This window comes from Luteimicrobium subarcticum, assembly GCF_002798015.1.
Taxonomy (GTDB): domain Bacteria; phylum Actinomycetota; class Actinomycetes; order Actinomycetales; family Cellulomonadaceae; genus Luteimicrobium; species Luteimicrobium subarcticum.
The window spans coordinates 125,598-148,473 of sequence record NZ_PGTZ01000011.1 but is presented as its reverse complement, the minus strand read 5'-3'; the positions used below and the strand labels follow the sequence as shown (position 1 = coordinate 148,473).

The following is a 22,876-nucleotide window of genomic DNA, read 5'->3' as shown; positions in this document are numbered from 1 at the left end:
ACGGCCGCCGGGCCTCTCTCCCCGGTGACGGTCGGCGGCTCTGCCGGCCGCGATCCCGGAGGTGCACGATGTCCGTCCCGTCCACGATCCAGCAGGGTGCCACCGGCGACGACGTGCGCTGGCTCCAGTACTGCCTGGTGCGCCTCACCCTCGAGTACCGCGACGTCGACGGGGTGTTCGGTGCTCGCACGAAGGACGCCGTCGAGGAGTTCCAGGCCGCCGAGGGGCTGACCGTCGACGGGATCGTCGGGCACTCCACGTGGACCCGTCTGCGGGGCGGCGACCGGCGCCCGCCGGTGCTGTCCGGGGGCGCCGAGGGCACGGTGGTGAAGGCGCTGCAGACGACCCTGAACCAGGGACGCGGCGAGCTCACACCCCCGGGGACGGCGGTGCTCGCGACCGACGGGGTGTTCGGTCCGGCGACGGCGCACACGGTGCAGGCGGCGCAGCAGGTCGCGGGCGTCCCGCACGACGGGGTCGTCGGGCTGCAGACCTGGGCGCTGCCGCTGCACGCGCTCGGCGCGGTGCTCGCGGGGGCGTGCGCGGTCCGCGAACCGGGCGTGACGGCGTGAGGTTGCGATGAGCCGCGCGACGTCCTGGGGAGCGCCCGGGCAGCAGGTGATCACCGAACCGATGACGGTGTTCCGCTCCGACCCGCGGGTGGCGGCGGACCTCGTGGACGGCTCCGGCGTCCCCGAGCGCCGCGTCGGAGAGCTGTGGCACCGGCGTCGTCGAAGCTGGTTCCGGGGCCGCGAACGCTGATTCCTCGGCGATTTGCCCTGGCGCCGCGCCGCCCGAACCCCCAGGATCGTCCCAGGAGGTCGGACCCATGACCGCGACGCCGACGACGACGATGACGACGGGCCAGCAGCTGCTGCGCTCGTCCACGCTGCTGCTCAACGCGTCGTACGAGGTGCTGTGCGCGGTCGAGACGATCCGGGCGATGACGATGCTGGTGGCGGAGCAGGTCGTGGTGCTGCGGGCGGAGCCGGACCGGTTCGTCCGCTCCGCGCACATCACGTTCCCGTGGCCGACGATCGTCGCGATGCGGCGGTACGTGCACGTGCCGCACGACGTGCGGTCTGCGGGCTCGGAGATCGCGAGCCGGCAGCAGATCCTCGAGCGGGACCGTCGGACGTGCGCCTACTGCGGGCAGCGTGGCGCGACGGTCGACCACATCCTGCCGCAGTCGCGTGGCGGGGCGAACACGTGGACGAACCTGGTGACGGCGTGCGCGCCGTGCAACAACCTCAAGGCGGACCGCACGCCGGAGGAGGCGGGCATGCCGCTGCTGTTCGAGCCGCGGCGTCCGGCGACGCAGGACGACCTGCAGAAGATGGTCTGGGACCTGCTCGCCCCGGCATGAGCCGTCCCGTCCGGGGGCGCTTCGACGTGCATCGGGGCGCCGCCGGACGTAGACCCGTGTCATGCGTTCGACGACGAGCGAGACCGACAGCGGCCCCGACGGGCTGAAGGAGATCACGACGGACGTGCCGGCCCGGCTCGACCGGTTGCCGTGGGCACGCTGGCACTGGACGGTGATCGTCGGGCTGGGGGTCGTGTGGATCCTCGACGGGCTCGAGGTCACGATCGTCGGCAACCTGTCGGACGCGCTGAAGTCGTCCGACACCGGTCTGGGGCTGTCGAGCTCGCAGATCGGCATGGCGGGCGCGGTCTACGTGACGGGGTCGTGCGTCGGCGCGCTGCTGTTCGGACAGCTGACGGACCGGTTCGGGCGCAAGAAGCTGTTCATCATCACGCTGCTGACGTACCTGCTCGGGACAGTCCTGACGGCGTTCTCGATGAACCCGGCGTACTACTTCGCGGTGCGGTTCGTCACCGGGATGGGGATCGGCGGCGAGTACGCGGCGGTGAACTCCGCGGTCGACGAGCTGGTGCCCGCGCGGTACCGGGGGCGCGTCGACATCACGATCAACGGGTCGTACTGGCTGGGGGCTGCGGGCGGCGCGCTGGTGACGATCCCGTTGCTGAACCCCGACCTGGTGCCTGCCGGCCTGGGATGGCGTGTGTGCTTCGCGCTGGGCGCGGTGCTGGGCCTCGCGATCCTGTTCGTGCGGCGCAACGTGCCGGAGAGCCCACGCTGGCTGTTCATCCACGGCCGCGAGAAGGAGAGCGAGCGGATCGTCTCGGAGATCGAGGAGACGGTCGAGCGGGAGAGCGGCGAGAAGCTCCCGGCGCCCGAGGGGACGATCACGGTCCGGCAGCGCCACACGATCGGGCTCGGCCGGATCGCCCGGACCGTCTTCAAGGACTACCCGCGCCGGACGATCCTGTGCCTGGGACTGTTCGTCGGTCAGGCGTTCCTCTACAACGCGTTCTTCTTCACGTTCGGCGACACGTTGCAGACGTTCCTCGGGGTCGACCAGACGGGCGCGTACATCGCGCTGTTCGCGGTGAGCAACTTCGCAGGAGCACTTCTGCTCGGGCCGCTGTTCGACAAGGTCGGGCGCGTCCGGATGATCTCGGCCACGTACATCGTGTCGGGGGTGCTGCTCGCGGTCGCGGGGGTGCGCCTCGACTCGCTGACCGCGGTCTCGCTCACGGCGTTCGGCATGGCGATCTTCTTCGTCGCGTCCGCGGGTGCGAGCTCGGCGTACCTCACGGCGTCCGAGGTCTTCCCGATGGAGACCCGGGCGCTGTGCATCGCGTTCTTCTACGCGATCGGAACCGCCGTGGGCGGCATCACGGGCCCGCTGCTGTTCGGTCGGCTCATCGACTCCGCGAGCGCCGCGAAGGACATCGGCGGGATCGCGGTCGGCTACTACATCGGTGCGGCGCTCATGGTGGGGGGCGGTGTGCTCGCGATGTTCCTGGGCGTGAACGCGGAGCGGAAGTCGCTCGAGGACATCGCGACGCCGCTGACGGCCGAGGACGCGGACGCCTCGTCCCGAAACGCTGACGACTGAGCACCGCCGGGTCGGTACGATCGGGGGGTCCCACCGCCTGGTGGGTCCCCCGATCGCCTGAGGAGACCCTGACGTGACCTCCCTGCCCGTGTCGCAGCTGACCATCACCCTGGACGGGGAGCAGCGCGAGCTGACGACGGGCACCACGGGTGCCGACCTGCTGGGCGAGCGCCGGGACGTCGTCGCGGTCCGCGTGGACGGCGAGCTGAAGGACCTCGCGACCGAGCTGCGCGACGGCCAGGTCGTCGAGTCGGTCACGGTGAGCTCGCCCGAGGGGCTGTCGATCCTGCGGCACTCGACCGCGCACGTGCTGGCGCAGGCGGTGCAGCAGGTCAACCCTGACGCGAAGCTCGGTATCGGACCGCCTGTCACCGACGGCTTCTACTACGACTTCGACGTCGCGACCCCGTTCACGCCGGAGGACCTCAAGGCCCTCGAGAAGGCGATGCAGCGGATCATGAAGGAGGGCCAGACCTTCCGCCGCCGCGTGGTCTCCGACGACGAGGCGCGCACCGAGCTCGCGGCCGAGCCGTTCAAGCTCGAGCTCATCGGTCTCAAGGGCAGCGCGGGCGCCGACGCGGCGGCCGCGGCCGACGGCGGGGCCGCGGGCGCGGAGGTCGGCGAGGGCGAGCTGACCATCTACGACAACGTGCGCCGGGACGGCACGGTGGCGTGGAAGGACCTGTGCCGCGGCCCGCACGTGCCGAGCACCCGGTACATCGTGCCGAACGCGTTCAAGCTCGTGCGCACGGCAGCGGCGTACTGGCGGGGCAGCGAGAAGAATCCGCAGCTGCAGCGCGTCTACGGCACCGCGTGGCCCACGAAGGACGAGCTCGTGGCCTACACCGAGCGGGTCGCCGAGGCGGAGCGCCGCGACCACCGTCGCCTGGGCGCCGAGCTCGACCTGTTCTCGTTCCCGGAGGAGATCGGCTCCGGCCTCGGGGTGTTCCACCCCAAGGGCGGCATCATCAAGAACGAGATGGAGTCGCACTCGCGCCGCCGGCACATCGAGGCGGGCTACGACTTCGTGAGCACGCCCCACATCACCAAGGGCCGGCTGTACGAGGTCTCGGGCCACCTCGACTGGTACGCCGACGGCATGTACCCGGCGATGCACCTCGACGAGGAGCTCGACGACGAGGGCAACGTCAAGCGTGCGGGCCAGGACTACTACCTCAAGCCCATGAACTGCCCGATGCACATCCTCGTGTACAAGGCGCGGGGCCGGTCCTACCGCGAGCTTCCGCTGCGCGCGTTCGAGTTCGGCACCGTGTACCGGTACGAGAAGTCGGGCGTGGTGCACGGCTTCACCCGGGCCCGCGGGTTCACCCAGGACGACGCCCACATCTTCTGCACGCGCGAGCAGATGCGCGACGAGATCCACGACGCGCTGAGCTTCATGCTCGACCTGCTGCGCGACTACGGGCTCTCGGACTTCTACCTCGAGCTGTCGACCCGCAACCCCGAGAAGTCGGTGGGCGACGACGACGCGTGGGACGAGGCGACGGAGACCCTGCGGGAGGTCGCCGAGGCGTCCGGCCTCGACCTCGTGCCCGACCCGGGCGGCGCCGCGTTCTACGGTCCGAAGATCTCCGTCCAGGCGAAGGACGCGATCGGGCGCACCTGGCAGCTGTCGACCGTCCAGCTCGACTTCAACCTGCCCGAGCGGTTCGACCTGGAGTACCAGGCCGCGGACGGGTCGCGGCAGCGTCCGGTCATGATCCACCGTGCGCTGTTCGGTTCCTTCGAGCGGTTCTTCGCGGTGCTCCTGGAGCACTATGCGGGCGCGTTCCCGGTGTGGCTCTCGCCCGTCCAGGTGCTCGCCGTCCCGGTCGCGGAGCCGTTCAACGCGTACCTCGCCGAGGTCGTCGCGCAGCTGCGGGCGCAGGGCGTGCGCGCGACGCTCGACGACTCGACGGACCGGTTCGCCAAGAAGATCCGCACCGCGAGCACGCAGAAGATCCCGTTCGTGCTCATCGCGGGTGGCGAGGACGCCGAGGCCGGCGCCGTGTCGTTCCGGTACCGGGACGGTCACCAGGAGAACGGGATCCCCGTCGCCGAGGCCGTCGAGCGCATCGTCACCGCGGTGCGCGAGCGGGCCCAGGTCTGACCGGGCGCGCGGGGGAGTCGACGTGAGCACGCAACCCGACGGCCCGGGCGTCGTGCCGACCCCGGACGGTCCGCTGGTGGAGACGCCGGCGGACCACCCGGGTGAGGCCGACGGGCTGGGTCGCCTGTGGACGCCGCACCGGATGGTCTACATCGGCGGGCAGGACAAGCCCGGCGACGCGTCGGCGTCCCAGTGCCCGTTCTGCCGGGTGCAGGGCGGGAGCGACGAGGACGGGCTGATCGTGGCGCGCGGACGCACGGTCTTCGCGATCCTCAACCTGTACCCGTACAACGCCGGCCACCTCATGCTGTGCCCGTACCGGCACGTGTCGGACTACACCGAGCTGACGGTCGACGAGGCGGCCGAGCTGGCCGCGATGACGCGCACCGCGATCGAGGCGCTGCGCGCCGTCTACGCGCCGCAGGGGTTCAACCTCGGCACGAACCTCGGCGAGGCCGGGGGAGCGGGCATCGCCGCACACCTCCACCAGCACGTCGTGCCGCGCTGGTCGGGTGACGCGAACTTCCTGCCGATCGTCGCGCGCACCAAGGCGGTGCCCGAGCTGCTCGCCGACACGCGCGCGCGTCTGGCCGCCGCCTGGGGCGCGCCGTCGCAGCCGTCCGACGGCGGGGAGGACGCGTCGTGATCAGCAAGCTCCGCGGAGGGTTCGGGCGGCTCGTGCGCCCGGTCGCGCAGTTCCTCCTCGACCACGGGGTGAGCCCCGACGCCATCACCTTCACCGGCGCGTTCGGCGCGATCGTCGCCGCGCTCTGGCTGTTCCCGACCGGCCACCTGGTGGCCGCGGCGATCGTCATCGGCGTGTTCACGCTGTCCGACGCGCTCGACGGGACGATGGCGCGCCTCGCGGACCGCGTCAGCGTGTGGGGCGCGTTCCTCGACTCGACGCTCGACCGCGTCGTCGACGGTGCGATCTTCGTCGGGCTGGCCCTGTGGTTCGTGCAGCACGGCGACCCGTCGCTCGAGCCGTGGGGGCTCATCTCGGCCCTCGCGTGCCTCGCGATCGGCGGCGTCGTGCCCTACGCCCGTGCCAAGGGCGAGTCGCTCGGCTTCGACGCCAACGTCGGGATCGCGGAGCGCGGCGAGCGGCTCGTCATCTCGCTCACGGTCGCCGGTCTCGTCGGGCTGGGCGTGCCGGAGATCGTCCTCGTCGTCGTCCTGTACCTGCTGGCGCTGGCGAGCGCGGTGACGGTCGTGCAGCGCATGGCGGCCGTGCACCGCCAGGCGAAGGCGGCGTCCGGGGAGGTCGACGCCGCGTGAGGCTCGACACCGGGCGCCTCTACGCCGCGGCGTGGCGCTGGGCCCCGAAGGTCCCGGGACCGGTGCTGCGCGCCGGCTTCACCGTGGTGTCGGACGTGTGCTGGCTGCTGCGCCGCGGGGGAGTGGACCAGCTCGAGAGGAACCTGGCGCGGGCGCTGCCGGACGCCTCGCACCGCGAGCTGCGACGCACGTCGCGCGCCGGCATGCGGTCGTACATGCGCTACTTCCGGGAGGCGTTCGCCCTCGCCGGCTCGACGCCGGGGCAGATCGCGGCACGGGTGCGCCTGACCAACGTCGAGGTCGTGCAGCCGTTCCTCGACGAAGGTCGCTCGCTCTCGCTGGCCCTGGGCCACATGGGCAACTGGGACCTCGCGGGCGCGTGGTCGAGCGCGACCTGGATGCCCGTCGTGACGGTCGCCGAGCGCCTGCGACCAGAGGAGGTGTTCCAGGAGTTCCTCTCCTTCCGCACTGCGCTGGGCATGCGCATCCTCGCCCTCGGCGACGACGGCGTGTTCCGCGACCTGGTCCGCGCGGCTCGCGCCGGGGGGAGCGTCCTCCCGCTGCTCGCGGACCGCGATCTCACCGCGCACGGCATCGAGGTCGACCTGTTCGGCGAGCGCACGCGCGTCGCGGCCGGCCCCGCCGCGCTCGCCCAGATGGCGGGGGTCCCGCTCTTCGCGGTCGCCGTCCACTACGAGCGGCTCCGCGGGTCGCGCCGTCGCGCGGCCGGGTCGCCGTGGGGTCTCTCGGTCACGTTCTCGGAGCAGATCGCTCCCGACGAGTCGTTGCCGCGTGCCGACCGGGTCGCCGACATGACGCAGCGCTGGGTGGACTTCCTCGGCGCGTCCATCCGCGAACGGCCCGAGGACTGGCACATGCTGCAGAAGGTGTTCGTCGCCGACCTCGACCCCGTGCGGTACGCCGCCACCACCGCGGAGGGTGCATGACCCCGGAGCCCGAGCGCGCCGCGGCGCCGCAGGCCGACGCACTCTCGGCCGAGGCGCCGTCCGCGGGCCTGCGCGTCGGCATCGTGTGCCCGTACTCGTACGACGTGCCCGGCGGCGTCCAGTTCCACGTCCGGGACCTCGCGGAGGCGCTCATCGCGCGCGGGCACGACGTGTCCGTGCTCGTCCCCGCCGACGACGACACGCCCGTCCCGCCCTACATGACGTCCGCGGGGCGCGCCGTGGCGGTCCCGTACAACGGCTCGGTGGCGCGCATGACGTTCGGGCCCCGGACCGCGGCACGCGTGCGGCGCTGGCTCGAGGCGGGCGAGTTCGACGTGCTGCACCTGCACGAGCCCGTCACCCCGTCGCTCAGCATGCTGGCGCTGTGGCTCGCCCAGGGGCCGGTCGTCGCGACCTTCCACACCGCGCTCGTGCGGTCGCGCGCCCTGCAGGTCGCCTACCCGCTCGTGCGGCAGAGCCTCGAGAAGATCTCCGCCCGCATCGCGGTGTCCGAGGACGCCCGACGCACGCTGACCGAGCACCTCGGCGGGGACGCGGTCGTCATCCCGAACGGCGTCTACGTGGACGCGTTCTCGGACGCCCCGACGGACCCGCGCTGGACGGGGACACCCGAGGCGCCCACGGTGGCGTTCCTCGGACGTCTCGACGAGCCGCGCAAGGGCCTGCAGGTGCTGGTCCAGGCCGTCCCGCGGGTGCTCGAACGGTTCCCGGGCGCGCGGTTCCTCGTCGCCGGGCGCGGCGACCAGGGCAGGGCGGACGCGATCGAGGCGCTCGGCGACGCCGCGTCGTCGGTCGAGTTCCTCGGCTCGATCACCGACGACGAGAAGGCCGCGCTGCTGTCGTCGGTCGACGTGTACGTGGCACCGCAGATCGGCGGCGAGAGCTTCGGGATCGTGCTCGTCGAGGCGATGAGCGCCGGCTCGTGCGTCGTCGCGAGCGACCTTGGCGCGTTCCGCCGCGTGCTCGACGAGGGCCGCGCGGGTGCGCTGTTCTCGGTCGGTGACCCGGGCGCTCTCGCGGACGCGCTGTCCGACGTCCTGGCGGACGCGCCGCGCCGCGCCGCGCTCGTGGAGCACGCCCGACGGTGGGTGACACGCTACGACTGGTCCACCGTGACCGCGCAGGTCCTCGCCGTCTACGACATGGTCCTGGAGACGCGTGCCGCGCACGGCCGCGTCGCGCAGGACCCGGACGCCGGCGCCGGGCCGGGCGCGGGGCTGTGGCCCCGGCTCGTCGAGTCCCGCCGTGAGGGGGAGACCCGATGACCTGGTACGCGACGGCCGCGCTCGTCGGCCTGGTGGTGGTGCTCGCCGTGTGGTTCGCCTGGGCGGGCGCGACGCGCATCGACCGGCTGCACCGCAAGGTCATCGCGTCCCGGCTCGCGCTCGACACCCAGCTCGTGCGCCGGGCGTCCGCCGCCCGGGCGCTGGCCGCCTCCGGGATCGTCGACCCGGCGAGCGCGGTGCTCGTGGCCGACGCCGCGCAGCGCGTCCTCGACGCCGTCGACCTGCGCGACGAGCGACGGCTGCGCGCCGAGTCGGACCTGTCCGCCATCCTGCGCGCGACCCTCGACGACCCCGACGAGGTCGCGCGGTGGGCGCGCGACCCGCGCGGCGGCGAGGTCCTCGGTGAGCTCGCCGCCACCTGGTACCGGGCGCAGCTCGCGCGCCGGTTCCACAACGACGCCGTGGCCCAGACCCAGCGGATGCGCCGCAAGTGGTACGCGCGCCTGCTGCGGCTCGCGGGCCGGGCGCCCATGCCGCAGACGACCGAGCTGGACGACACCTCGCCCGAGGCGCTGCACGGTCTCGCGACGTCGGCGCCCACGCCGGCGGACGGCGCCGTCGGCGTAGGATGACGTCGTTCCCTCGTCGGCCCGGGTCGTGACCCGCGCCCGCGCGCAGGGGCCCCGAACGACCACTCCCGAGCACCCCAGAGCGAGGACAGCACCGTGACCGACCCCACCCTCCGCGACACCGAGCCGACTGCCGCCGCCACGAGCCCCTCCGTGGGCACCGCGCGGGTGAAGCGCGGCATGGCCGAGATGCTCAAGGGTGGCGTGATCATGGACGTCGTCACGCCCGACCAGGCGAAGATCGCCGAGGACGCCGGCGCCGTCGCCGTCATGGCGCTCGAGCGCGTCCCGGCCGACATCCGGGCGCAGGGCGGCGTGTCGCGCATGAGCGACCCCGACATGATCGACGGCATCATCGAGGCCGTCTCGATCCCCGTCATGGCGAAGGCCCGCATCGGGCACTTCGTCGAGGCGCAGGTGCTGCAGTCCCTCGGCGTCGACTACGTCGACGAGTCCGAGGTCCTGACCCCGGCCGACTACGCCAACCACATCGACAAGTGGCAGTTCACCGTGCCGTTCGTGTGCGGTGCGACGAACCTGGGCGAGGCGCTGCGCCGCATCACCGAGGGCGCGGCGATGATCCGCTCCAAGGGCGAGGCCGGCACCGGTGACGTCTCGAACGCGACGACGCACATGCGCCAGATCCGGCAGGAGATCCGCCGCCTCACGTCGCTCCCCGAGGACGAGCTGTTCGTGGCCGCCAAGGAGCTCCAGGCGCCGTACGAGCTCGTCAAGGAGGTCGCGACCACGGGCAAGCTCCCCGTCGTGCTCTTCACCGCGGGTGGCATCGCGACCCCGGCCGACGCCGCGATGATGATGCAGCTCGGTGCTGAGGGCGTGTTCGTCGGCTCCGGCATCTTCAAGTCCGGCAACCCGGCCGAGCGCGCCGCCGCCGTCGTCAAGGCGACCACGTTCTTCGACGACCCCGACGTCATCGCGAACGTGTCGCGCGGCCTCGGCGAGGCGATGGTCGGCATCAACGTCGACGAGATCCCGCAGCCGCACCGCCTCGCCGAGCGCGGCTGGTGACCCCGGCGCTCGGGCCGGACTGGGTCGTCGGCTCCGACGGGCTGCGGTTCCGCCGCGCGGCGCGGGTCATCCTGCTCGACGCCGCGGGGCGGGTGCTGCTCGTCCGGGGTCACGACGCGGACCAGCCCGAGCGCTCCTGGTGGTTCACGGTGGGCGGCGGCATCGACGCGGGGGAGACCTCGCGCGAGGCCGCGCTGCGCGAGGTGCGTGAGGAGACCGGGATCGTGCTGACGGACGACGCGCTCGTCGGCCCGGTCATGACCCGCAGCGGGATCTTCGCGTTCCTCACCGAGACCTGCCGGCAGGACGAGGAGTTCTACGTCGCGCGCGTGTCGACCCACAGCGCCGGTGACGGTACCGGGGGTGCCGGCGCGGGCTTCTCCGTGGACGGCTGGACCGACGTCGAGCGCGAGCTCCTCGACGAGCTGCGCTGGATGAGCGTCGACGAGCTGCGCGCACAGACCCTCGAGGTCTTCCCGGTCGCGCTCCCCGACGTGGTCGAGACGCTGCTCGCCGGCTGGGACGGGACGGTCCGGCACCTCGGCGAGGAGCACGACGACTAGCTCGCCCGGCTGATGCCCGGGGTCCGGCGGCGCCGGCGGCTCAGCGGCTGCGCGCCACGACCTTCCAGATGATGCCGCCGACGAGCAGGCCGGCGCCGACGAGCCCGAGCCCGATGGCTGCGAAGGTCAGGAGGACGGTCGCGGCGACGCCTCCGAAGAAGGCGCCGAACGAGTCGGCGTCCGCCACGACGAAGGTCCGCCCCAGGGGTTCGGTGACCGTGACCGTGCACGTCCCGTCGGAGGGTGCGACGAACTCGGCGGCGGCGTAGGCCGACGTCCCGCTCGTCGTGACGCTGCCCGAGACGGACGGACCTGTCACGGCGACCGGGGCGCCGTCGCACACCACGGTGACGTCGTCGGGCGTCGACGCCTGGGTCCCCGGGTTCCTTGCCGACCACACCGCGTACCGCTCGCCGGCGTCGACGCCGAGCGTCGCGTCCCCGGGAGCGGTGCCCGACGCCAGCGACGCGGAACCGGGGTGCCCGTCCGAGGTCACGATGTCGGTGGGGAGCACCCGCACGAACAGGACCGCGGCGACGACCCCTGCGACCATCGCGCCCACGAGCACGCAGGCGCCGATCACGATGAGCGCCGTCGCGCCGGGCGTCCGCCGCCGGGGACCCTGCACCGGCACCTGGCCCGGGACCTGACCCGGCACCTGCGCGCCGGGCGGAGGAGCCCACCCGTACGGCGGGACGGGTCCGGGCATCCCCTGCGGCGTCGTCATGGTCGGCGAGGCTACCAGCGGGGTCGGCACCGGGGGGAGACGACGGGCGCGACCGGCCGGGAAGCGCGGCCACGTATCATCGGCCCTCGTGACGATCACGATCGGTGTCCTGGCCCTGCAAGGCGACGTGCGCGAGCACCGCGCCGCCCTCGAGGAGGCCGGTGCGTCGACCGTGGCGGTGCGTCGCCCGTCCGAGCTCGAGGCCGTCGACGGGCTCGTCCTGCCGGGCGGTGAGTCGACGACCATCGACAAGCTGCTGCGGATCTTCTCGCTGCGCGACCTGCTGCGTGAGCGCATCGCGGCCGGCCTGCCGGTGTACGGGTCGTGCGCGGGGATGATCCTGCTGGCTGACCGGGTGCTCGGCGGGACGTCCGACCAGCAGACCCTCGGTGGCCTGGACGTCACGGTCCGCCGTAACGCGTTCGGGCGTCAGGTCGACTCGTTCGAGGCCGACCTGTCGTTCGACGGGCTCGCCGAGCCGGTCCACGCGGTGTTCATCCGCGCGCCCTGGATCGAGGAGGCGGGGGAGGGCGTCGAGGTCCTCGCGCGCATCCCGTCCGGCTATCCCGCGCCGGTCGCCGGTAAGATCGTTGCAGTTCGCCAGGGATCGCTCGTCGCGACGTCGTTCCACCCCGAGATCACGGGTGACCATCGCGTGCACGAGCTCTTCGTCCGGGTCGTCCGGGAGGCCGGCCCCACCAGCGTCAAGGAGTAGCAGCTTCATGTCAGGTCACTCCAAGTGGGCTACCACCAAGCACAAGAAGGCCGTGATCGACGCGAAGCGCGGCAAGCTCTTCGCCAAGCTCATCAAGAACATCGAGGTCGCGGCCCGCACGGGCGGCGGTGACGTCGCCGGCAACCCGACGCTCTTCGACGCCATCCAGAAGGCGAAGAAGACGTCCGTCCCGAACGACAACATCGACCGCGCGGTCAAGCGCGGCTCCGGCCAGGAGGCCGGCGGCGCGGACTACCAGACGATCATGTACGAGGGCTACGGCGTGGGTGGCATCGCCGTCCTGGTCGAGTGCCTCACCGACAACAAGAACCGTGCCGCCGCCGAGGTCCGGATGGCGTTCAACCGCAACGGCGGCCAGCTCGCCGATCCCGGATCGGTCTCGTACCTGTTCTCCCGCAAGGGCATCATCGTCGTGCCGAAGGAGGGCACCACCGAGGACGACGTCATGATGGCGGTCCTCGACGCCGGCGGCGAGGAGGTGACCGACCTCGGAGAGGCGTTCGAGATCCTCACCGAGGCGACCGACCTCGTGCCCGTGCGCACCGCCCTCCAGGAGGCCGGCATCGAGTACGACTCGGCCGACGTCGTGTTCCACCCGTCGATGCAGATCGAGGTCGACGTCGACGGCGCGCGCAAGATCCTGCGCCTCATCGACGCGCTCGAGGACAGCGACGACGTGCAGAACGTGTACGCGAACTTCGACGCGTCCGACGAGGTCATGGCGGAGCTCGACGAGGAGTGACGCACCCGGGTCGTCCCGTCCGTCCGTGAGCCTTCACGGGCGGCGGTGCTCGTCGTGAGAGGGTGACCGGGTGCGCGTGCTCGGAGTGGATCCCGGTCTGACCCGGTGCGGGGTCGGGGTGGTCGACTCGCTGCCCGGGCGGCGCAGCGCGCTCGTCGCCGTCGGCGTGCTGACGACGTCCCCGACGACCACCGTCGACCTGCGTCTCCTCGAGATCGCGCACGGTCTCGACGCGTGGCTGGACCGCCACGTGCCCGACGTCGTCGCCGTGGAGCGCGTGTTCGCGCAGCACAACGTGGCGACGGTCATGGGCACCGCGCAGGCCGCCGGGCTCGCCATGGTCGCGGCGGCGCGCCGCGGCATCCCGGTCGCGCTGCACACCCCGTCGGAGGTCAAGGCCGCCGTGACCGGGACCGGGCGTGCGAACAAGGAACAGGTGCAGCGCATGGTCGCGAACATCCTGGGCCTCGACGCGCTCCCGAAGCCCGCGGACGCCGCCGACGCCCTCGCGCTGGCGATCTGCCACCTGTGGCGCCCGGCGGGCGCGCTCCAGGGCGGTGACCGGCACGAGGGGACGCCCGCCCAGCGCGCCTGGGCCGCTGCCGAGCTCGCGGCGCGGCGCAAGCCGTCGGGGGTCCAGGGCCGCTAGGGTTGGCGTTCGTACACCTGTTCGCACCCGCCGTCAGCCGTCCTGACCTTGGAGGAACCCGCACGTGATCGCCCAGCTCACCGGAACCGTCGCGGCGATCCGTCTGGACGCGGTCGTCCTGGACGTCCAGGGCGTCGGGTACCTCGTGCACGCGACCCCGGCGACCCTCGGGGCGGTCCGCCACGGCCAGAGCACGACGCTCTCCGTCACGACCGTGGTCCGCGAGGACGCCATCACGCTGTACGGGTTCGCGGACGACGACGAGCGCACGGTGTTCGAAACGGTCCAGACGGTGTCGGGCGTCGGGCCACGGCTCGCCCTGGCGATGCTCGCGGTGCACTCGCCGGACGCGCTGCGCGCCGCGGTGGCGGCCGGCGACCTCAAGGCGCTCGAACGGGTGCCCGGCATCGGTCGCAAGGGGGCCCAGCGGATCGTCCTGGAGCTGTCGGGCAAGCTGGGGGTCCCCGCCGGGGGGGCGGCGCCGGGAGCGGTGCCGTCGGCACCCGGCGACCGCCGCGGCGAGGTCGCGGAGGCACTCGTGGGCCTGGGCTGGACCGCCAAGGTCGCCGAGGACGCCGTGGCCCAGGTGCTCGCGGCGGACGGCCGCGACGCCGTGACCGCGGCCGACGTCGCCGACACCCTGCGCGCGGCCCTGCGCACCCTGGGCGGACGGCGTGGCTGACCGCCCGGCGGACGACGAGGTGCGCGACCTCGGCGAGCGGGTCCTCGCGCCCCTGGCCGACGAGATCGAGCGGTCCGTCGAGGCGGCGCTCCGTCCGCGCAAGCTCGACGAGTTCGTCGGGCAGCAGACGGTCCGGGCGCAGCTGTCCCTGGTGCTCGAGGCAGCGACGGCCCGAGGCGTCGCGCCGGACCACATCCTGCTGTCGGGCCCGCCCGGGCTGGGCAAGACCACCCTCGCGATGATCGTGGCCGCAGAGCTCGGGGCGTCGCTGCGCGTGACGTCCGGCCCGGCGATCCAGCACGCGGGCGACCTCGCCGCCGTGCTCTCCTCGCTCGAGGAGGGCGAGGTGCTGTTCCTCGACGAGATCCACCGCCTCGCGCGCCCCGCGGAGGAGCTGCTCTACGTCGCGATGGAGGACTTCCGGGTCGACGTCGTCGTCGGCAAGGGCGCGGGGGCCAGTGCGATCCCGCTGACCCTCCCGCCGTTCACGGTCGTCGGCGCGACGACGCGGTCCGGCTTGCTGCCGGCGCCGCTGCGCGACCGGTTCGGCTTCACCGGGCACCTCGACTACTACGACGCGTTCGAGCTCGAGAAGGTGCTGCACCGTTCAGCCCGCCTGCTCGACGTCCCGCTCGCGGCCGACGCGGCGACCGAGATCGCGCGCCGCTCCCGGGGGACGCCGCGCATCGCGAACCGTCTGCTGCGGCGGGTGCGCGACTGGGCCCAGGTCCGTGGGACGGGCGACATGGACCTCGCGGCGGCGCGCGCAGCCCTCGAGGTCTACGAGGTCGACCCCATCGGCCTCGACCGGCTGGACCGTTCCGTCCTGGACGCCCTGTGCACGCGGTTCCGCGGGGGGCCGGTCGGGCTGACCACGCTCGCGCTCACCGTCGGCGAGGAGCCCGAGACGGTCGAGACGGTCGCGGAGCCGTACCTCGTCCGCGAGGGCCTGATCGCCCGCACGCCCCGCGGCCGGGTCGCGACGCCGGCGGCCTGGCGGCACCTCGGCCTCGAGCCGCCGACGGACCAGGGCACTCTTTTCAGGGCCTAGACTGATCCGGTCCTGCCTGCACCGGCGCCCGCAGGTGTGCCGGGAACCTTCCCGTGCCCCGCGCCGGTGGGTAGGCCGAGAGAGTTCGTCGCGCCCCGCGGCGCAGACCCGAGGAGACGACCCCGTCATGCACGCGATCACCGTCGTGGCCGAGAGCCAGCAGAAGTCCGGGAGCGGGAACTTCATGCTTCTGGCGATCCTTGCCATCCTGTTCGTCGGCGTGTTCTTCATGTCGAGCCGCACGCGCAAGGCGCAGAAGAAGCAGCAGGAGTTCCGCTCCACGCTCACGCCGGGCCAGGAGGTCATGACGGCCTCCGGCATGCTCGGCACGGTCGTCGCCGTCTCGGACGACGAGATCACGATCGAGTCGACGCCCGGAACGCAGTCCCGCTGGGTCCGCGCGGCCATCTCGCGCGTCATCGAGCCGACGGTCGAGCAGCACGAGCCCGCGGCCGAGGGCGTGTCCGCCAGCACCGCCGCAGGTGCCGAGACCGCTCCCGCAGGGTTCACCGAGCAGCGCGCTCTCGACAAGGACGTCCTGGAGATCCCGGACGACCTGTCGGGTCTGCCGGAGGCCGACCGCAAGGACGGCGACGACGGGAAGCCGTCGACGAAGTAGCCGGATCGTCGCGCCCGGGGGAGCACTCACCCGGGCGCGATAGCATCTGCCCGCCCCACGCCATCTCCGTCGCCGTCCCCGCGCGGCGCGCACGAGAAGAGACACGACGTTGGCCACCACCAGCCACCACAAGTCCCGACCCGGAGTCACCCTCGCGTGGCTCGTCGCCCTGATCGCCGTCGTCTTCGGCGCGATCGGCGTCGGCGTCCTCACCTCCGCCTCGGGCGCGCAGTGGACGCCGAAGCTCGCGCTCGACCTCGAGGGCGGGACGCAGATCATCCTCAAGCCCGTCACGACGGACAACTCCGAGGTCACGTCCGGCGACATCGACCAGGCGATCGACGTCATCCGCCAGCGCATCGACTCGTCGGGCGTGTCCGAGGCGCAGATCACGCGCCAGGGCAGCAAGAACATCGTCGTGTCGATCCCGGGCCACCCGAGCCAGGAGACGATCGACCTCGTCTCGCAGTCGGCGCAGATGCGGTTCCGCCCGGTCCTCGTGATCGGCGACCCGCGCACCAAGGCCGACCAGGACGCCGCGGCAGCTGCGGCGACGACGGCCCCGACCGCGACGGCCACCCCCGAGGCGACCACCACGCCCAAGCCGACGGCGACCGCGAAGAACTCGGCGTTCCGGTCGGGTGCGTCGCACGCGTCGACGCAGTCGGCGGTGTACGTCAAGGGCACCCGGACGATCCAGGCGGCGGCGAACACCACCCCCACGCCGACGGCGACCGCCGGGGCTGCGGACGGCGCCACCCCGAGCCCGACGGCGACGTCCGACGCGACGGCGACCACGGACGACGGCGCGAGCTCGCTCGACCAGATCACCGCGGACGTCGAGAAGCAGTACGACGAGCTCGACTGCACCGACCCGGCGAACCGTAAGGGCGGCGGCGGGGACGACCCGGACAAGCCGCTCGTGGCGTGCGCCAAGGACGGCAGCGCCAAGTACATCCTCGGTCCCGTCGAGATCGAGGGGACCGAGATCGCGAGCGCGTCGTCCGGCCTCGGCCAGACGTCACAGGGCGTCTCCACCGGCCAGTGGGTCGTGAACATGAAGTTCACGTCCGAGGGTGCCAAGGAGTTCACGGCGACCACGAAGCGGATCGCGGGCCTCGAGGCGCCGCGCAACCAGTTCGCGATGGTGCTCGACGGTCTGGTCATCGAGGCGCCCAGCGTCGACTCCCAGTACGCGACCACGGGCATCACGGGCGGGAGCGCCGAGATCTCCGGCAGCTTCACGCGCCAGAGCGCCGCGACCCTCGCGAACCAGCTCAACTTCGGTGCGCTGCCGCTGACGTTCGAGGTGCAGAGCCAGGAGCAGATCTCCGCGACGCTCGGCTCCGAGCAGCTCGCCAAGGGCCTGCTCGCCGGGCTCATCGGCCTCGTGCTCGTCGTCGTGTACTCGATGTTCCAGTACCGACTCCTCGGCCTGCTGTCCGTCGCCTCGCTCGGCGTCGCCGGCGTCCTCGTGTACGGACTGATCACCCTCCTGTCGTGGACGTGGGGCTACCGGCTGTCGCTGCCCGGCGTCGCCGGCCTGATCGTCGCGATCGGCTTCACAGCGGACTCGTTCATCGTGTACTTCGAACGCATCCGTGACGAGCTGCGCGACGGCCGGCCGTTGGCCGGCGCCGTCGAGAAGGGCTGGCAGCGTGCCCGGCGGACCATCCTCGCGTCCGACACGGTCAACATCCTGCTCGCGCTCATCCTGTACTTCCTCGCCGTCGGCGGGGTGCAGGGCTTCGCGGTCGCGCTCGGCCTGACCACGTTCGTGGACCTCATCGTGGTGTTCCTCTTCACGCACCCCGTGATGCAGCTCATCGCGAAGGTGCCGTTCTTCCGGGACGGTCACGCCGCGTCCGGTCTGTCGACGTCGCAGCTGCGTGCCTCGGGGTACAAGGGGCGCGGGCGCTTCGTCGCCAAGGCGGAGTCGGGCGTGCCGGCCGAGGGGGTCGCGGCGCTCGACGCGCTGTCCGACCCGCAGGAGCAGCCGGCCGACGACGCCGAGCAGGGCGAGCCGGTCACGGTCGGCGCGCCGTCCGACGCGACCGCGTCGGCCCGGACCGCGGAGCCGACCCGGCCCGTGTCGCCCCCGGCGACCGCAGCCGACGGGCGCCGCATGACCATCGCCGAGCGTCGCGCCGCCGAGCGTCGCGCCGCGCAGGAGTCCGCCGACGGTAACGGCGAGAACGAGGAGAACCTCTGATGGCCGTCAACTTCGCCGCATGGGGCAACGACCTCTACACGGGCCGCCGCTCGTACAAGGTCGTCCAGCGTCGCAGCCGCTACTTCTGGGTGTCGGGCGTGCTCTCCGTCCTGGCCGTGCTCGTCCTGGTGCTCCAGGGCTTCAACCTGGGCATCGACTTCAAGGGCGGCACCGAGATCATCGTCTCGAACACCACGACGCAGTCGCAGGACGTGGCTGTCGACGCGGTGCACCAGGTCGTCCCGGACGACGAGGTGCTCGTGTCGTCGGTGGGCTCTGACAGCGTGCGCGTGCAGACGACCGAGCTGACGTCCGACCAGCTCAAGCAGGTCACGGCAGCGCTCCAGAAGGGCTACGGGGTTTCCGCGAGCGACATCAGCGGCACGTCGGTCGGCCCGACCTGGGGTCAGGACGTGTCGCAGAAGGCGGTCCAGGGTCTTGTCGTCTTCCTGGTGCTCGTCGCGGCGTTCATGGCGATCTACTTCCGCAACTGGCGGATGGCGCTCGCCGCCCTCGTCGCGCTGCTGCACGACCTGCTCATCACGGTCGGCCTGTACGCAGCGATCGGCTGGGAGGTCACGCCGTCCACGGTCATCGGCTTCCTGACGATCCTCGGCTACTCGCTCTACGACAAGGTCGTGGTCTTCGACAAGGTCCGCGAGAACACGGTGGGCGTGACCGACCAGCTCCGCTCGACGTACGCCGAGCGCGCGAACCTCGCCGTCAACCAGACGCTCGTCCGGTCGATCAACACGTCGGTCGTCGCGCTGCTGCCCGTCGCCGCGATCCTCTTCGTGGGGGCGTTCCTGCTCGGTGCCGGCACGTTGCGTGACATCTCGCTCGCGCTGTTCGTCGGCATCGCCGTGGGCACGTACTCGTCGATCTTCCTCGCGACGCCGCTCGAGGTCGCCCTGCGTGAGCGCGAGCCCGCGATCAAGGCGCACACGGCCAAGGTCGCGGCCCGCCGCGAGGAGGCTGCCGAGTCGGGTGAGCCCGTCGTGGAGGACGCGGGCAGCCTGCAGCTCGTGCCGGGCTCCCACCAGGGCAACCGGTCGCAGCCGCGCCGCAAGCGTTGACGGTCCGTCGCGTGTCCCCGCAACCGCTCTCCCCGGAGGCCGCCGAGCGTCTCGAAGCGCTCGTGCGGCCCGTCCCGGACTACCCCGAGCCGGGTGTGGTCTTCCGGGACATCACGCCGCTGCTTGCCGACGGTGACGCGTTGGCGTCCGTCGTCGACGAGCTCGCGGCATGGACCACGGCCGACCACGGCACGGTCGACCTCGTCGCGGGCATGGAGGCACGAGGATTCATCCTGGGGGCAGCGCTCGCGCTGCGCCTGGGCGTCGGGTTCGTGCCCCTGCGCAAGGCGGGCAAGCTGCCGCCGCCGGTCGAGTCGGTGAGCTACGCGCTCGAGTACGGCGAGGCGACGCTCGAGGTCCGGACGGGCACGGTTCCGACGGGCGCCCGGGTGCTGGTGGTCGACGACGTGCTCGCGACCGGCGGGACGGCCGCCGCGGCGGCGGCGCTCGTCGAGCGCTGCGGTGCCGAGGTCGTCGCCATGGGCTTCCTGCTCGAGATCACCGGACTCGGCGGCCGGGACGTGCTCGGCCGGCACACGGTGGAGGCCCTCTTCCAGGTGTGACGCCGGCCGACGCTCGTCCCGCGGGGCGGGTCCGGCGCCGCTCCCCGGTCCGGTTCGGTGCTCCGTGCGACGTAGCATGGAGGGACATCCGGCCCCGGGGAGAGTGGTTGATGAGCCAGGAGACGCGCAGCACGCAGGCCGCGGCGGACGCTGAGAGCACCAGCGCCCGCGTCAGGTCACGCCTCGTCCGCTTCGGGGCCCGAGGGGCCGCCCTGTCGGATCCCGCGCTCGAACCGCTGCTGCACGCCGTCCGGGCCAACCACCCGAAGGCCGACCTCTCCGTGATCGACCGCGCCTACGTGACCGCGGAGCGCGCCCACCGTGGTCAGGTCCGCAAGAGCGGCGACCCGTACATCACGCACCCCGTCGCCGTCGCCACGATCCTCGCGGAGCTCGGCATGACGCCGAACACGCTCGCGGCCGCGCTCCTGCACGACACCGTCGAGGACACCGACTACTCGCTGACCCAGCTCCGCCGCGACTACGGCGAAGAGATCGCGATGATGGTCGACGGCGTCACCAAGCTCGACAAGGTGAAGTACGGCGAGGCCGCGCAGGCCGAGACGGTGCGCAAGATGATCGTCGCGATGTCGCACGACATCCGTGTGCTCGTCATCAAGCTGGCCGACCGTCTGCACAACGCGCGCACCTGGAAGTTCGTGCCGGCCGCGTCCGCGCAGCGCAAGGCCAAGGAGACCCTCGAGATCTACGCGCCGCTCGCGCACCGGCTCGGCATGAACACCATCAAGTGGGAGCTCGAGGACCTGTCGTTCTCGACGCTCTACCCGAAGGTCTACGAGGAGATCGTGCACCTCGTCGCGGACCGCGCCCCGGCGCGGGAGGAGTACCTGTCGGTCATCCGGGAGCAGATCGCCGCCGACCTGCGCGGCGCGAAGATCAAGGCGACCGTGACGGGCCGGCCGAAGCACTACTACTCGATCTACCAGAAGATGATCGTCCGTGGGCACGACTTCGCGGACATCTACGACCTGGTGGGCACGCGCGTCCTCGTCGAGTCGGTGCGCGACTGCTACGGGGCGCTCGGCGCCCTGCACGCGCGGTGGAACCCGGTCCCCGGCCGGTTCAAGGACTACATCGCGATGCCGAAGTTCAACATGTACCAGTCGCTCCACACGACGGTCATCGGCCCGGGCGGCAAGCCCGTCGAGATCCAGATCCGCACCCACGAGATGCACCGCCGCGCCGAGTACGGCGTCGCCGCGCACTGGAAGTACAAGGAGCTCGGCAAGGTCGGCGCCAAGGACGGCGAGAAGGGTGACGCCGCCAACGAGATGCAGTGGCTGCGGCAGCTCGTCGACTGGCAGAAGGAGACCGCGGACCCCGCCGAGTTCCTCGACTCGCTGCGCTTCGAGATCGCGGGCTCCGAGGTCTACGTGTTCACGCCGAAGGGCGAGGTGATCGCGCTGCCGAGCGGGTCGACGCCCGTCGACTTCGCGTACGCCGTGCACACCGAGGTGGGGCACCGGACCATGGGAGCCCGCGTCAATGGGCGCCTCGTGCCGCTCGACTCGCAGCTCGACAACGGCGACGTCGTCGAGGTACTCACCTCGAAGGCCGAGGGGGCGGGCCCGAGCCACGACTGGATCGCGTTCGTCAAGAGTCCCCGGGCCCGCAACAAGATCCGCCAGTGGTTCTCCAAGGAGCGCCGCGAGGAGGCCGTCGAGCACGGCAAGGACGCCATCGCCAAGGCGATGCGCAAGCAGAACCTGCCCATCCAGCGCCTGCTCTCGCACGAGTCCCTCGTCGTGCTCGCGAGCGACATGCGCTACCCGGACGTGTCCGCGCTCTACGCGGCGGTGGGCGAGGGGCAGGTGTCGGCGGCGACCGTCGTGCAGCGTCTCGTCCACGCGCTCGGCGGCGACGAGTCGACCACCGAGGACGTCGCCGAGGTCGTGCGGCCCGGTGCCGCGGCGCGGCGCGTCCGCACGGGCGACCCGGGCGTCGTCGTCAAGGGTGTCGAGGACGTGTGGGTCAAGCTCGCCAAGTGCTGCACCCCGGTGCCCGGCGACGAGATCATCGGCTTCGTCACGCGGGGCCAGGGCGTGTCGGTGCACCGGACCGACTGCGCGAACGTCACCGGGCTGCGCGACCAGCCGGAGCGCATCGTCGACGTGAGCTGGACGTCCGGCAGCAACACGCTGTTCCTCGTGCAGATCCAGGTCGAGGCCCTTGACCGGTCGAGGCTGCTCTCGGACGTCACCCGCGTCCTGTCGGACAACCACGTCAACATCCTGTCGGCCACCGTCTCCACCTCGAACGACCGCGTCGCGCTCTCACGGTTCGTGTTCGAGATGGCCGAGCCGGCGCACCTCGCGACCGTGCTGTCCGCCGTCCGCAAGATCGACGGGGTCTTCGACGTCTACCGGATCACGGGCGCCCGGGCAGCGGAGGAGCCGCAGCTCCCGGTGTGACCGGCCGCGCCGGCGCGGCCCGGAGGCGCCGCTCGACGGCGTCGAGCGTGCGGTGCGCCGCCTCGCGACCGGTGACGCGGAGCCGACGCTCGAGCTGGAGCCGTGCCCGCCGGACGTCGAATCCCAGGGCCGTGAGCGCGACGATCGTCTCGACGGCGTGGGCGGCGGGCTCGTGGCGCGCCACGTCGAGGCCGGTGCGCTGGACGCTCGTGAGCTGGTGTCCGCCGACGGTCGCGAGGTCGTCCGCCAGCAGCATCGCCTGACGCACCCGCACCCCCTGCGGGGCACGGGGGCGGTGCGTCCCGCTGCGGTGGACCACGTGGAGGGTGCGCGGCGACACGCCTCCGACGTGCACCCACGCCGCGGTGGGGCCGGCGACGATCGTGGACCCGGGGACGAACGGGCTGACCGCCCGCATCCGGATCTCGGTGGAGTCGGGTGTCGTGGCGGGGCGCGCGGCCCGACCGTGCACCGGGACGAGGCCGCCGTCGCGGACGAGACAGTCCCAGGCCACCGTCCCGCCGACGTCCTCCGGCAGGTAGAGGACGGGGCGTGCGGGGGCGGTCTCGGGGGCGTCCTGAACCGGTGCTGTCACAGGGAACATCGTGGCGCAACGAGGTTCCGGGGGAAAGGTGCGCGCCGCCCCTGTGGACACAG

General features: G+C 72.3%; 24 protein-coding genes. 22 read left to right on the top strand and 2 right to left on the bottom strand.

Annotated elements, in window-relative coordinates:
* Positions 1–68: 68 nt before the first annotated feature.
* From CLV34_RS14145 to CLV34_RS14090, 12 genes are all read left to right on the top strand, one after another.
* Entirely contained in the window at positions 69–572 is a 504-nt protein-coding gene (locus tag CLV34_RS14145; RefSeq protein WP_100350946.1) for a peptidoglycan-binding domain-containing protein, read from the top strand.
* A gap of 7 nt (positions 573–579) precedes the next feature.
* Positions 580–762, top strand: a complete 183-nt coding sequence (locus tag CLV34_RS14140) for a hypothetical protein (RefSeq protein WP_100350945.1) — start codon at positions 580–582, stop codon at positions 760–762.
* Between the two features lie 67 nt (positions 763–829).
* Complete coding sequence (locus CLV34_RS14135) at positions 830–1,366, top strand: HNH endonuclease (protein ID WP_100350944.1); 537 nt, start codon at positions 830–832, stop codon at positions 1,364–1,366.
* A gap of 61 nt (positions 1,367–1,427) precedes the next feature.
* Positions 1,428–2,927 (top strand): MFS transporter, encoded by a 1,500-nt coding sequence (locus tag CLV34_RS14130; protein ID WP_100350943.1) that lies wholly within the window; start codon positions 1,428–1,430, stop codon positions 2,925–2,927.
* Between the two features lie 88 nt (positions 2,928–3,015).
* Positions 3,016–5,037: a threonine--tRNA ligase gene (gene thrS / locus CLV34_RS14125; protein WP_100351032.1), complete on the top strand. Its 2,022-nt coding sequence runs from the start codon at positions 3,016–3,018 to the stop codon at positions 5,035–5,037.
* A 22-nt stretch (positions 5,038–5,059) separates the two neighbouring features.
* The gene (locus CLV34_RS14120) at positions 5,060–5,683 is read left to right on the top strand and encodes an HIT family protein (protein ID WP_425436248.1); all 624 of its coding nucleotides are present in this window, start codon (positions 5,060–5,062) and stop codon (positions 5,681–5,683) included.
* Positions 5,680–6,315, top strand: a complete 636-nt coding sequence (pgsA, locus tag CLV34_RS14115) for a phosphatidylinositol phosphate synthase (RefSeq protein ID WP_100350942.1) — start codon at positions 5,680–5,682, stop codon at positions 6,313–6,315. The genes CLV34_RS14120 and pgsA overlap by 4 nt, the downstream gene beginning before the upstream one ends.
* Positions 6,312–7,262, top strand: a complete 951-nt coding sequence (locus tag CLV34_RS14110) for a phosphatidylinositol mannoside acyltransferase (protein ID WP_100350941.1) — start codon at positions 6,312–6,314, stop codon at positions 7,260–7,262. Before pgsA ends, CLV34_RS14110 begins: the two co-directional genes overlap by 4 nt.
* Positions 7,263–7,330: 68 nt before the next feature.
* A complete protein-coding gene (locus CLV34_RS14105) occupies positions 7,331–8,548 on the top strand; it encodes a glycosyltransferase family 4 protein (RefSeq protein ID WP_170044707.1) in 1,218 nt (405 codons plus the stop codon).
* Positions 8,545–9,141, top strand: coding sequence for a hypothetical protein (locus CLV34_RS14100; RefSeq protein ID WP_100350939.1), 597 nt, complete (start codon positions 8,545–8,547; stop codon positions 9,139–9,141). The genes CLV34_RS14105 and CLV34_RS14100 overlap by 4 nt, the downstream gene beginning before the upstream one ends.
* A 93-nt stretch (positions 9,142–9,234) precedes the next feature.
* Positions 9,235–10,167 carry a pyridoxal 5'-phosphate synthase lyase subunit PdxS gene (pdxS, locus tag CLV34_RS14095; RefSeq protein WP_100350938.1) on the top strand — a complete coding sequence of 311 codons (933 nt, stop codon included), beginning with the start codon at positions 9,235–9,237 and terminating at the stop codon, positions 10,165–10,167.
* Complete coding sequence (locus CLV34_RS14090; RefSeq protein WP_245859249.1) at positions 10,164–10,730, top strand: NUDIX hydrolase; 567 nt, start codon at positions 10,164–10,166, stop codon at positions 10,728–10,730. Before pdxS ends, CLV34_RS14090 begins: the two co-directional genes overlap by 4 nt.
* Positions 10,731–10,770: 40 nt before the next feature.
* Here the strand turns inward: CLV34_RS14090 and CLV34_RS14085 are convergent, their stop codons facing one another.
* Complete coding sequence (locus CLV34_RS14085; RefSeq protein ID WP_157803864.1) at positions 10,771–11,457, bottom strand: hypothetical protein; 687 nt, start codon at positions 11,455–11,457, stop codon at positions 10,771–10,773.
* An 88-nt stretch (positions 11,458–11,545) separates the two neighbouring features.
* On the opposite strand from CLV34_RS14085, the gene pdxT reads away from it, so the two are divergent.
* From pdxT to CLV34_RS14035, 10 genes are all read left to right on the top strand, one after another.
* Positions 11,546–12,172: a pyridoxal 5'-phosphate synthase glutaminase subunit PdxT gene (gene pdxT, locus CLV34_RS14080; RefSeq protein ID WP_245859248.1), complete on the top strand. Its 627-nt coding sequence runs from the start codon at positions 11,546–11,548 to the stop codon at positions 12,170–12,172.
* Positions 12,173–12,179: 7 nt separating this feature from the next.
* Positions 12,180–12,935, top strand: coding sequence for a YebC/PmpR family DNA-binding transcriptional regulator (locus CLV34_RS14075; RefSeq protein WP_100350934.1), 756 nt, complete (start codon positions 12,180–12,182; stop codon positions 12,933–12,935).
* Positions 12,936–13,005: 70 nt separating this feature from the next.
* A complete protein-coding gene (gene ruvC / locus CLV34_RS14070; RefSeq protein ID WP_100350933.1) occupies positions 13,006–13,584 on the top strand; it encodes a crossover junction endodeoxyribonuclease RuvC in 579 nt (192 codons plus the stop codon).
* Positions 13,585–13,648: 64 nt separating this feature from the next.
* A complete protein-coding gene (gene ruvA, locus CLV34_RS14065) occupies positions 13,649–14,266 on the top strand; it encodes a Holliday junction branch migration protein RuvA (RefSeq protein ID WP_100350932.1) in 618 nt (205 codons plus the stop codon).
* 19 nt (positions 14,267–14,285) lie between these two features.
* Positions 14,286–15,317, top strand: coding sequence for a Holliday junction branch migration DNA helicase RuvB (gene ruvB, locus CLV34_RS14060; protein WP_245859265.1), 1,032 nt, complete (start codon positions 14,286–14,288; stop codon positions 15,315–15,317).
* Positions 15,318–15,444: 127 nt separating this feature from the next.
* Entirely contained in the window at positions 15,445–15,936 is a 492-nt protein-coding gene (gene yajC, locus CLV34_RS14055; protein ID WP_245859247.1) for a preprotein translocase subunit YajC, read from the top strand.
* A 109-nt stretch (positions 15,937–16,045) separates the two neighbouring features.
* The gene (gene secD / locus CLV34_RS14050) at positions 16,046–18,148 is read left to right on the top strand and encodes a protein translocase subunit SecD (protein ID WP_211289463.1); all 2,103 of its coding nucleotides are present in this window, start codon (positions 16,046–16,048) and stop codon (positions 18,146–18,148) included.
* Complete coding sequence (secF, locus tag CLV34_RS14045) at positions 18,148–19,224, top strand: protein translocase subunit SecF (RefSeq protein ID WP_100350930.1); 1,077 nt, start codon at positions 18,148–18,150, stop codon at positions 19,222–19,224. Before secD ends, secF begins: the two co-directional genes overlap by 1 nt.
* Before the next feature lie 11 nt (positions 19,225–19,235).
* On the top strand, positions 19,236–19,787 hold the full coding sequence (locus CLV34_RS14040) for an adenine phosphoribosyltransferase (protein WP_100350929.1): 552 nt from the start codon (positions 19,236–19,238) through the stop codon (positions 19,785–19,787).
* 110 nt (positions 19,788–19,897) lie between these two features.
* Positions 19,898–22,219 carry a RelA/SpoT family protein gene (locus tag CLV34_RS14035; RefSeq protein ID WP_100350928.1) on the top strand — a complete coding sequence of 774 codons (2,322 nt, stop codon included), beginning with the start codon at positions 19,898–19,900 and terminating at the stop codon, positions 22,217–22,219.
* On the opposite strand, the gene CLV34_RS14030 is transcribed toward CLV34_RS14035, so the two are convergent.
* Entirely contained in the window at positions 22,176–22,814 is a 639-nt protein-coding gene (locus CLV34_RS14030; protein ID WP_100350927.1) for a hypothetical protein, read from the bottom strand. The genes CLV34_RS14035 and CLV34_RS14030 overlap by 44 nt on opposite strands.
* Between the last annotated feature and the right edge of the window lie 62 nt (positions 22,815–22,876).